Here is a 10,169-nt window from a genome sequence, read left to right on the forward strand (position 1 = left end):
AAAACCGTCGAATCATCGTGCGTGCGCCGGGCAAAGGCGCACTTCACCTGCGTTGAAGTGAGTGCGCGCGGGTCCCGGCCGGGGCGGCCACCGCGGCGAGCACCCGGGCGCGCGAGGCCGGGTTCGCGAGAAAGAAATGCCCGCCGGGCACCACGTCCACGGTGAACCCGGTCGAGGTGTGCGCACCCCAGGCACTCACCGAGGACGCGTCCAGCAGTGGGTCCTCGGCACCGGCGAAGGCATGTATCGGCACCGGCATCGGCACCGCCGGACCGGCGTGGAAACTGTGGCACAGCCCCAGATCCGCCCGGACGAGCGCGAGTGCCGGGCCGGCCCACCGCGGGTAGCGGCGAACCACGTCGGACATCCCGCCCAGCCCGATCAGCCGATCGACCAGTTCGTCGTCGGACATCGACGGCACGATCTCCAGCGGCGGCGGTGCCGCGGGATCGCCGAACGCGCCGGGCACCAGCACTTCGGGCAGCCGTGCGGCCCGGGCGTGGCGATGGCGGGTCAGCGCGAACGCGACCAGCGCACCCATGCTGTGGCCGTAGAACACGTGCGGAGTCTCCAGCCACGGCGCCAGTTCCGCGTCCAGCTCGGCGACGAGTGCGGCCAGATCGTCGGGATACGCGTCGTGCAGCCGCCGTTCGCGGCCGGGCAGCTGGACCGGATGCACGGACACCGCCGGGCCCAGTTCGCGCTGCCAGCCGGCGAACACCGAGGCGGTGCCGCCGGCGTGGTGGAAGCAGAACACCCGGAGCCCGGCGCCCGACGTGGGCGGCGGGTCGACCGCGAGCGAGGACGCGACGGTGTGGTTCGCCGTCATCGAGCCGTGGCTACGTCGTAGAGACCGCGCAGCGACGTGGCCGTGAGCGCATCCGGCAGCGAAACCTCGTGCCCGGTGTGCTGTTCCAGCCGGGTCAGCACACTCAGCAGGTGCAGCGAGTTCCACTCCGGCAGATCGTCGAGGGCCAGGTCGAGGTCGGTGGACGTCCACGCCATGCCCAGCTCGGTGTTGAGCAGGCCGAGGAAGTCCTCGATCGTGGTCACGGGTTGCTCTCCCCCAAGTCGGCGGTCAGTTCGAGGTGCTCCGGTACGGCGGCGATCTCGGCCAGGTCGTGCCGGAAGACGGTGCCGGTGTCGCCTTCGGCGACGACGGTGAACCCGTTGCGCGGGTAGAATTCGGCGACCTTGCCGTTCTTGGCCGTCCGCCGGTAGAACGCGCGGACCTGGTGCGCACCGGTGGCCTTCGCATGCGCCAGCACGGTGGCCAGCGTGGCCTGCTCGATGCCGCGGGAGAACACCCGGCAGCTGAGCAGGAAGTTGTCGAGGTCGAGGCCACCGTCACGGCGGTAGCCGAGCACCGCGCCGACGAGGCCATTGTCACCGAAGCGGTCGGCGCTGTGCACGGCCAGCAGCAGTGCGTCCGGATCGGCGGCCAGCTGGTGCACCCGATCCGGCTGCAGCCGTTCGGTGGTCAGGTTGAACTGGTTGGTACGCAAGGTGATCTGCGAGATCCGGGCGAGTTCGGCCGGCTTCGGCCGGGCCAGCCGGACCCGCACGCCGAGTTCGGCGAGATAGTCGCGCACCGAATCGAACGAGGCGAGAAAGTCCTTGCGCACCAGCTCTTCGCGGTACCGCATGGGGCGGTGGCGGTCCTCGGCGGTCAGCTCCCGGGTGTCGAACCAGCCGTCGGCCAGCAGCCGCTCGACGTGCCGGGCCGGCTCGGCGTCCACCGCAACCACCGCCACCTCGGGCAGTTTCTCCCGCACGACACCGCATTCGTAGGCGCTGTCGTCGACGAACACCACGCTGTCCACGCCGACGTCGAGATCGGCGGCGAGCTCGGCCAGGCGCAGATGCTTGGGCTGCCAATCGGCCGAGACCCGCACGAAATCCTTCTCGCGCAGCACCATTCCCGGGTGCTCGCGCAGCACCTTGCCGACCGGTTCGAGGTCGTTCTTGCTCACCGCGGCCAGCAGAACCCCCTGTCCGCCGAGTTGCCTGGCGACCCGCTGGAACGAGGCGAACGCCTCGCCACGGTGCCCGTCGCCGATCTCGATGCCTTCGATGCCGTCGTCACCGAGGATTCCTCCCCAGAGCGTGTTGTCCAAGTCCAGCGCCAGCACCTTCTTGGTGCGGCCGGTGAGCACCCGGGCCACGTGCGCGGCTCGGTGCGCGTACCGGGCCAGCAGCTCCGCGGAAAGGTGCGCCTTGGCGTACACGCTCATCCGCGCGTCGGACAACGGGACGCCACCGGCGAGCATGGGTTCCAGGTCGAGCACGACGACGGCCTGGTGGTCTTGCGTCATGCGCAGCAGCGCGGCGTTCGCCTCGCGCCACACCGCGCCCAGTTCGGCCCGCGAGCGCAGGTCGACCAGCTGATCCGGGAACTGGGCCGGAAGCGGGATGGTGTTGAACACCAGCACTCCGCGTGCGGCCTCGGCGAACGTGCGGGCGAGCCCGTTCAGCAACGCCAGCTTCGCCTTCAGCACGGCTTCGACGTCTTCGACCCGCCATGGCGTCGGAACCTCGTCGAACACCATCCACGGGTCCAGCACGCACAGCGCGAGATCGGGGTCGCAGCGGTACAGCTCGCTGCCGGAGTCGGACAGTTCGAACAGATAGCTGTCGAAATCAGTCATCGTAGTTTTCGCCAGCAGCCCGTGTCGTGCCAATTCCCCGGTCAGCGGGCCACGGACGGCGTCCAGCGTGGCATGCCCGGTCACCGCCACCCGCACGAGCGGGGTGTCCGGATGGGCGTCGAGCACCCTTTCGGGTTCGACCCGCTGGAGCAGGGTTCCGGCCTGGCGCAGCTCGGCCGGGGTGGCGGTGGTGAGCAGCGAAGCCAGCTCCGGATAGCGGGCGGGCAGGTCGCCGTCGGCGAGCCGCTCGCGCAGCCAGTCCACCGCAGAGCCGGGGGAGCGCGTCGAATCCATGCCGCCGATGCTGGTGGGGCCCGCTGAAATCTCGCTTAGGCGCCGCTTAGGACCTCGTGAGTGGCTGTACCGGCGAGAATCGGCGTCGCCACTCATGGAGTGGGGGGTGGCTTGCGTCACAGCCGGCGGAGTGGCGCTGGGCATCCCGCGCGGGTGAAAAGGCTTGTCCGGCGCGGTGATCGTCGCGCGGCGCGGCGAACGAGTCTCATGATCCGGTACTTGTTGGCAATGAAGCACCGCGGTCCTAGACTCGGGCGAGTATCGATTCGCCGGCGCTGGGGGAGGTGGCCGGAACGTGACCATACCTGGGGGGTCCGTGGATCGGGGGCTTCATCCGCGGCTCGTCGACACAGTCGAACGGGGACGGATTTTCGCGGCGCTTTACCGGCTCGGCGGAGGATTCGTCGAGATCCCGGCCGAACCCGGAATGGGGAAATCGCGGATCGTGGCCGATGTCGACCACGCCGCGCGGGAAATCGGGCTGCAGGTGCGCTGCCTGCGCTTCAACCCCACGAAACAGGTTTACCGGATTGGCGGCGCGCATTCCCGCGGCGATTCGGCGAATCAGCTGTGGTCGGCGGCGACCGGCTGTGCCGCGGTCCCCGATGACGATTCTGGGCGTTCGTCCGGGAACGGCGGCAAACGGGTGCTGCTCATCGACGACGCGCACTACGCCGACCAGCGCACGCTCGATCTGCTCGAGGGGCTGACTGACGAGCAGGACGATCCGCGGGACGGCGACGTGCTGGTCGTGCTCACCCACCGGCCCCGGCAGAGCCCGCGGCAGCTGCGCACCCTGCTGGCGCTCGGGATGGAAAGCGGGAAGGTCGAGCGGATCGAGCTGCCGCCGTTCAGCCTGGCCCAGGCGGCCGAACTGGTCGGGCTGAGCGCTGATGACGAATGGCTCGACCGGCTGCACCGCGAGAGCGCCGGCGTGCCGCTGTACCTGCTCGCGCAGGCCTACACCTACCTCGCGCGCTCGACTACCGAACCCGATCCGTTCGGCGCGCAGATCCCGCGGCAGATCGCAGCGCTGATCTCCGGCGAGCTGGCCACGCTCGGGCCGGCCGAAACGGCTTTGCTGCGTGCGGGTGCGGTGCTGGGCGACCGGTTCGAGCTGGAGGCCGCCACCGACGTGGCCGGGCTGCCCGACGAGCAGGCGCTGGCCGCGGTCACCGAGCTGGTCCGCCGCGACGTGCTGCGTGAGACCGGACGGCAGACCGTGTTCGCCTTCCGGCACCGGTTGCTGCGCCAGGTCGTGTACGTCGACCTGGACGTCGATGCCCGGGCGCAGGTGCACCGCGCCGCGCTCGAAGTGCTGGAAGAACAGGGCGCCGGGGCAGTGCAACGCGCGGTGCACCTGGAACGGCTGGCGCACCGCCGTCGCCCGGAGGACGTGCAGGTGCTGGTCGCCGCCGCGCGCGAACGCATGGCCGGAGATCCGGACGCGGCCGCCCGGTTCCTGGAAGCCGCGCTGCGCGGGCGCAATCAGCCGACCCGGCGGGCCGAGCTGATCCTGTTGCTGGCCAGGGCGCTTGCCGGTACGCGCCCGGCCGAAGCGCGGGACGTGCTGGTGCCGCTGCTCGGCGAGCGCGCGGAGACCCCCGCCGCCATCCGCGCCCAGGCGGTCGCGCTGTGCGCCACGCTCGACGCGCTGTCCGGGCGCGCCACCGAGGCGGACGGGATGATCGCATCCGAACTCGCCGGACTGCCCGCCGATCCGCCGCCCGCGGTCGCCGACCTGCTGCTCGCCCGTGGCCTGATCGCGCTGACCTTCGGGCACACCGTCGCCGCGGCCGACGTGGACACCGCGTTCCGGCTGGCGCGCCGGTACGGCAGCGGCCCGTCGCTGGCGGTCGCGCTGGTGCTGCGGGCCTACCGGGGCGCGGTCGAATGCACCGGCGCCGATGCCGAAGGCGTCGCCGACCGCTCGCTGTACGACCCGCCCGCGGCCGCGCTCGACCGGATGGCCGAGGCCGATCCCGGCGCACTGGTCCTGCTCGGCTGGTCCGAACTGCTGGCCGGCAGGCAGGTGCCGGCCGAACGGCATCTGCGGCGGGCCGCCACGGTAGTCGACAGGCGGGGGCCGCGGCCGCTGGCTCCGCTGGTGAACATCTGCCTCAGCGTGCTGCTGCAGCGCCGAGGCATGTATGCCGAAGGCGGCGAGGCCGCGGCGACCGCGCACCGGATCGCGCTCGATCTGGACGCCGCACCGCTGGCCGAGATCGCCAAGGCGCTGGAGCTGCAGTGCGACGCGCACGAGGACGGCGGCACCGCCGTCGGCGCGATCTCGACGTTGCCGATGGGCCGCAGCTGGCTGGGCGTCAACGCGGCGGCTTTCCTCGCCTCGGCCGGCGAACTGGACAGCGACCTGCGCCGTTCGGTGGCCCTGATCATCCACAACGGCGGCGGGCGGGACCTGCCCGACCTGCCGGCCATCCTGCGGCCCCGCTGTTATGAGGTACTGACGCTGGAAGCGCTGGCGCATAACGAACCGCACGCGGTCGCCGCGGACTGGGCCGACCGGGCGCACAAGGCCGCCGAGGTTCTCGACCTGGCCTGCCAGCGGGCGTACGCGCTGCTCGCCCGGGCCCACCTGACCCGCGCACAGGGCGACCCCGCGGCCGCCGCCGAGCTGTACCGCCGGGCGGGCGGCCTGTTCGGCGCGTCGGCGATGATCGGCGCGCAGGCCCGGGCGTTCAGCCACGCCGCCGAATGCGCCCGCGAGGCCGGGCGGCTCGACTACGCGCGTTCGCTGCTGGTGCTGGCCAAGGCGATGGCCCGGCAATGCGGAGCGGGCAAGGTGTACCTGCGCCTCGACGCGCAGCTGCGGGACCTCGACGCGCCGGCCGCCCCGGCCGCGGCCGAGGGCAGCACGCTCGGCACGCTCACCGACCGCGAACGCGAGATCGCCGGCATCGCCGGACAGGGCAAACGGACCAAGGAAATCGCCGCCCAGCTGTCGCTGAGCCCGCGCACGGTCGATGTGCACCTCGGGCGGATCTACCGCAAGCTCAACATCGAATCCCGCGCCGAACTGGCCCGGATCGTCGCCCATGCGCCCTGACTCGGGCGCGGTCTGCCCATCAGCGGTCGTGAAGAATCTCCTTCACGACCGCTGATCCGTCTCAAGCAGCCCTTGCCCGGTCTCGCCAATTTTCCGCGGATTCGGTGTGCCATTGTTTACATCCTCGAGATTTCGTCGCATCATGGTCGCTACTTCTGCGTAGCCGGTTACGTACTTTCCGATTACGTAATTTTGCAGATGTGGGCGGCAACGGAGCTCTGAAAGAATTTCCTCGTTCGATCCGCTGGGGGACACCCGCGGATGTTCTGGGGTAGGAGGTCAGAAATCTGATGCGATTCGAGCTCCTGGGACCTCTTCGGGTGGTCGAGGTGTCGGACGGGGTTCCCACTGCGTTGACCGCGTTGCCGGGGAAGGTCGCGAATCTGCTCGCGGTGCTGCTCGTGCGTGCCAACCAGGTGGTCTCCGCGGACCAGCTGATCACCGAACTGTGGGGGGAGCACCCGCCGCGGCGGGCGATGGCCACACTGCACGTGTACGTGTCCCAGCTGCGCCGGTACCTGTCGGCCGGCGGGGCCAATCCGATCACCACCCGGGGGCGCAGCTACTGCCTCGCCGTCGAACCCGGCGGCTGCGATCTCGACGAGTTCCGGGCGCTGACCCGAGCCGGCCGCACCCATCTGCAGGCCGGCCGGTACGCGGAGGCCTCGGCCGCGCTGAGCCAGGCCCGCGCGCTGTGGCGCGGTCCGGCGCTCGCCGAGGCCGGCAGCGGCCCGATCCTCACCGGATTCACCGTCTGGCTCGAAGTACTGCGCCAGGAAGGCCAGGAAATGCTCGTCGAGGCCGGGCTGGCGTTGGGCTGCGAACGGGAGCTGATCAGCTCGCTGTACGCGATGATCGCGGAGAATCCGCTGCACGAGGTGTACTACCGGCAGCTGATGACCGCGCTCTACCGCTGCGACCGGCGCGCCGAGGCTCTGGCCGTCTACCGCAAGGCCCGCGCCCGCATCGCCGAGGACCTCGGGCTCGAACCCGGCCGTCCGCTTCAGTTGCTGCAGCAGGAAATCCTGGCCGCGGACATCGATCTGCGGGCACGGCCGATCGCGGTCTGAGCACCCCGGCCCCTTTCCCCTTCGCCGCCCGGCCGGTCCTGCCCGTCGGGCGGCCCCCGCACGCGTTCTGGAGGAAACCCATGCCCGGTAACGAAAGCCCGCCGGTGGCACACATCGTCTCGACCGGGTCGGCACTGCCCGGAGACCCCATCGACAACGCGACGCTCGGCGAACGGCTCGGCATGGACCGGCTGTGGGAGCAGTGGGTCGACACCTTCGTCGGCACCAGGGGCCGGCACCTGTCGTTCGATCTCGACACCGGGAAACCCCTCGGCACGCTGGCCGATCTCGGCGAGCAGGCCGGGCGGGTCGCGCTCGAGTCCGGCGGCATCGCGCCAGGGGAGGTCGACGCGGTCGTGCTCGGCACCGCCACCCCGGACATGCTGATGCCCGCCACGGTGAACATCATCGCCGACCGGCTGGGCATCGACGGCGTGCCGACCTATCAGCTGCAATCCGGCTGCACCGGCGCGGTGCAGGCGTTGTCGCTCGGCGCCAAGCTGGCCGCCGACCCGGGTACCCGCCGGGTGCTCGTGCTCGCCGGGGACAGCTGCACCAAGCACTTCGACCTGGAGACGGACTTCCGCGCGCTGCCGCCGACCCAGCTGATCAACTGCGTGCTGTTCGGCGACGGCGCGGGCGCGGCCGTGCTGTCCGCAGAGCCGGAATCCGGCGCGATCGCGATCCGCCGGATCCTCACCCGGCTGGTCGGCGGCGGCCGCCCGCCGGGGCACGAGCTGGACTGGTTCGGCCCGGCCGACCGGGATGATCCGCGCCCGTCGGTGGCCGAGGACTTCAAGGCGGTCGAGGAGTCGGTGCCCGCCCTGGCCGGGGAAATCGTGACCGAGCTGCTCGACGAGGCCGACTGGACGGCGGGCGAGGTCGACTTCCTGCTGCCTCCGCAGCTGTCCGGCCGGATGACCGAGCGGATCGTCGCCGGTCTCGGCCTGCCCGGCGCCGAGGAAGTGTCCTGCGTGGCCGAAGTCGGCAACTGCGGCAACGCGCTGCCGCTGCTGCAGCTGGACCGGCTGGCCGACCGGATCGCCCCCGGGGACCGCGCGGTCGCAGTGGCCGTCGAGTCCAGCAAATGGCTCAAGGGCGGCCTGACCCTGGAGGCAGTGTGAACCGGCCCGAGATCACGCCGATCGCCCCCCAGCGCCGGCACACGCTGTTTTTCCTGCGGGAGTTCCGGTCGCTCTCCCCAGTGTTCCTGGACACCGAGGTCGACGCGCGGGCATTGCTGGCCCACCGTGCAAAGGCCGCCGCGGAAGGCAGGCGGTACTCGATCGTCAGCTATCTCCTGCAGATCGGCGGACGGGTACTCGCCGCGCATCCGGAAGCGAACGCGGCGATCACCGGTGGCATCCGGCCCAAGGTGGCCCGGTTTCCTTCGGTGGCCGGGAAACTCGCGCTCGACCGGCGGATCGGTGGCAAGCGCGTGGTGCTGGCCGCGGTGCTGCCCGGGCTGGAGGACGCCGGCCTGGACACCATCCAGGCGCAGGTGGAGCACTACCGGGACGGCGATCCGGACACCATGCCGGAGTTCGCCGGCGCGCGGAAGCTGCACCGCCTGCCCGCGCTGATCGGGCGCGTGGCCTACCGGAAGGCAGTCCGCCCGCTGGCCGGCCGCGCCCGGCTGCTGGGCACGTTTTCGGTGACGTCGCTGGGACACCGCCCGGTGGACGGGTTCCATTCGGCCGGGGGAACCACGATCACCCTCGGCGTCGGCCGCATCGCCGAGCGCGCGGTGGTCGTCGGCGGGGAAATCGCGGTGGTGCCGACGTTCCGGCTCAGCCTGGCGTTCGACCACCGGGTGATCGACGGGGCCGAGGCCGCGGACGTGCTCGCCGACCTCGTCGAAGGCCTCGCCCACTACGACGAGCCGGCGAACAGCCGGGCCAACGGGAAGGTCGCTGTCCGATGACCGCGCGGCAGAGCCGGGAAACCAACGACATCGCGCAGCTGCGCCAGTTCATCGGCGTGCACGCGGCCAACCAGAACGTCGAGCCCGCCGTGCTCGACCGGGTGCTCGCCGGGATCGCCAACGACCTCGAAGGCGATCCTGCTTCCTGGGCCGTGCAATGGACCCGCGAGGCGCAAGAAGCCCGTGCCCGCGGGGATCTTCCGGCGGCCGGCGCCCTGGCCGCCATTGCCCGTTTCCCTTTCGTCGACGGTCCGGCGCGGGCCGCGGCCGCACAGGTGGGGATCGACGTGTTCACCCAGAGGGCGGCGCAGACTCCGTTGCGGGAAATGCGGCTTGAGTCCGGACGTGGCGACATTCGCTTGTGGACGGTCGGCCTTTCAGCCGCGGAACGGCGACCGCTTGTCGTGCTGCTTGGCGGAATCGTCGCGCCGAAGGAGCAGTACGCGCCGGTGCTGCTGCAGCTCGACCAGCTGGGACTGGCGGGCGTGGTCGCGGAACTGCCGGGTGTCGGCGAGAACACCTGGTGCTACGACCGGGACAGCTGGCAGATCTTCCCCTCCGTGCTGGACGCGCTTGCCGGCCGGGCGCGAGTGGAGCGGACGCACGTGGTCGCGCTGAGTTTCAGCGGGCACTTGGCATTGCGGGCCGCCGCGCACGACGACCGGATCCGCGGAGTGGTCACCGCCGGCGCACCGATCCGCGAGTTCTTTCACGAGCTGCGGAAGGGAACCACGATTCCGCGGATCACGCGGGACACTCTTTGCCATCTCGTCGGCTGCCTGCCCGGCGAGCTGGCCGAGCGTACGCGTGGCTGGGAACTGACCGACGACGAGCTGTCCGCCCCGGCGATCCCAGTCCGCTACATCGTCAGCTCACGAGACGAGATCGTGCCGCCCGCCGAAGCGGAAGTGCTGCGGACACAGGTGAAAGACCTGGAACTGCTGACTCACGACGACGTGCACGGCTCACCTGCGCACGTGGCCGCTTCGCGAACCTGGTGCGTGCTGTCGGTCCTGCGGCTGCTCGGCGGCTACGAGCCGACAGTGACGCGGCTGGAGACGGCTCTGGCTGGACTTTAGCGCAATCGAAGGCAGTCCTTGGCGCGGCCGGGGAAGGTAGGAAGGCACATTCGCGCCGTCGCCATCGCTCGGCGGAGAGAGGACCCA

Annotated in this window: 8 protein-coding genes; 5 read left to right on the top strand and 3 right to left on the bottom strand. The window is 71.0% G+C overall.

The genetic code is table 11. The features are described 5' to 3' along the window. Window positions 1-43 precede the first annotated feature (43 nt). Genes ACZ63D_RS19485 through ACZ63D_RS19495 form a run of 3 tightly spaced genes read right to left on the bottom strand, consistent with a single transcriptional unit; the run spans window position 44 to window position 2,942 of the window. Complete coding sequence (locus tag ACZ63D_RS19485) at window positions 44-829, bottom strand: thioesterase II family protein (RefSeq protein ID WP_465355718.1); 786 nt, start codon at window positions 827-829, stop codon at window positions 44-46. Next, a complete protein-coding gene (locus ACZ63D_RS19490) occupies window positions 826-1,053 on the bottom strand; it encodes a hypothetical protein (protein WP_465355719.1) in 228 nt (75 codons plus the stop codon). The genes ACZ63D_RS19485 and ACZ63D_RS19490 overlap by 4 nt, the downstream gene beginning before the upstream one ends. Next, window positions 1,050-2,942: an HAD-IIIC family phosphatase gene (locus tag ACZ63D_RS19495; RefSeq protein ID WP_465355720.1), complete on the bottom strand. Its 1,893-nt coding sequence runs from the start codon at window positions 2,940-2,942 to the stop codon at window positions 1,050-1,052. Before ACZ63D_RS19495 ends, ACZ63D_RS19490 begins: the two co-directional genes overlap by 4 nt. Before the next feature lie 316 nt (window positions 2,943-3,258). On the opposite strand from ACZ63D_RS19495, the gene ACZ63D_RS19500 reads away from it, so the two are divergent. From ACZ63D_RS19500 to ACZ63D_RS19520, 5 genes are all read left to right on the top strand, one after another. Beyond that, on the top strand, window positions 3,259-6,009 hold the full coding sequence (locus ACZ63D_RS19500) for a LuxR C-terminal-related transcriptional regulator (RefSeq protein ID WP_465355721.1): 2,751 nt from the start codon (window positions 3,259-3,261) through the stop codon (window positions 6,007-6,009). A 290-nt stretch (window positions 6,010-6,299) separates the two neighbouring features. Next, window positions 6,300-7,079: an AfsR/SARP family transcriptional regulator gene (locus ACZ63D_RS19505; protein ID WP_465355722.1), complete on the top strand. Its 780-nt coding sequence runs from the start codon at window positions 6,300-6,302 to the stop codon at window positions 7,077-7,079. Window positions 7,080-7,159: 80 nt separating this feature from the next. Continuing rightward, window positions 7,160-8,203 (top strand): 3-oxoacyl-ACP synthase III family protein, encoded by a 1,044-nt coding sequence (locus ACZ63D_RS19510; RefSeq protein ID WP_465355723.1) that lies wholly within the window; start codon window positions 7,160-7,162, stop codon window positions 8,201-8,203. Then, a complete protein-coding gene (locus ACZ63D_RS19515; RefSeq protein WP_465355724.1) occupies window positions 8,200-9,003 on the top strand; it encodes a 2-oxo acid dehydrogenase subunit E2 in 804 nt (267 codons plus the stop codon). The genes ACZ63D_RS19510 and ACZ63D_RS19515 overlap by 4 nt, the downstream gene beginning before the upstream one ends. Further along, window positions 9,000-10,082, top strand: coding sequence for an alpha/beta fold hydrolase (locus ACZ63D_RS19520; protein ID WP_465355725.1), 1,083 nt, complete (start codon window positions 9,000-9,002; stop codon window positions 10,080-10,082). The genes ACZ63D_RS19515 and ACZ63D_RS19520 overlap by 4 nt, the downstream gene beginning before the upstream one ends. Window positions 10,083-10,169 lie beyond the last annotated feature (87 nt).

The organism is Amycolatopsis sp. NPDC104775 (assembly GCF_055583325.1).

Coding starts and splice junctions, on each gene's coding strand:
- ACZ63D_RS19485 (WP_465355718.1), bottom strand. CDS start 829: ATGACGGCGAACCACACCGTCGCGTCCTCGCTCGCGGTCGACCCGCCG.
- ACZ63D_RS19495 (WP_465355720.1), bottom strand. CDS start 2,942: ATGGATTCGACGCGCTCCCCCGGCTCTGCGGTGGACTGGCTGCGCGAG.
- ACZ63D_RS19505 (WP_465355722.1), top strand. CDS start 6,300: ATGCGATTCGAGCTCCTGGGACCTCTTCGGGTGGTCGAGGTGTCGGAC.
- ACZ63D_RS19510 (WP_465355723.1), top strand. CDS start 7,160: ATGCCCGGTAACGAAAGCCCGCCGGTGGCACACATCGTCTCGACCGGG.
- ACZ63D_RS19520 (WP_465355725.1), top strand. CDS start 9,000: ATGACCGCGCGGCAGAGCCGGGAAACCAACGACATCGCGCAGCTGCGC.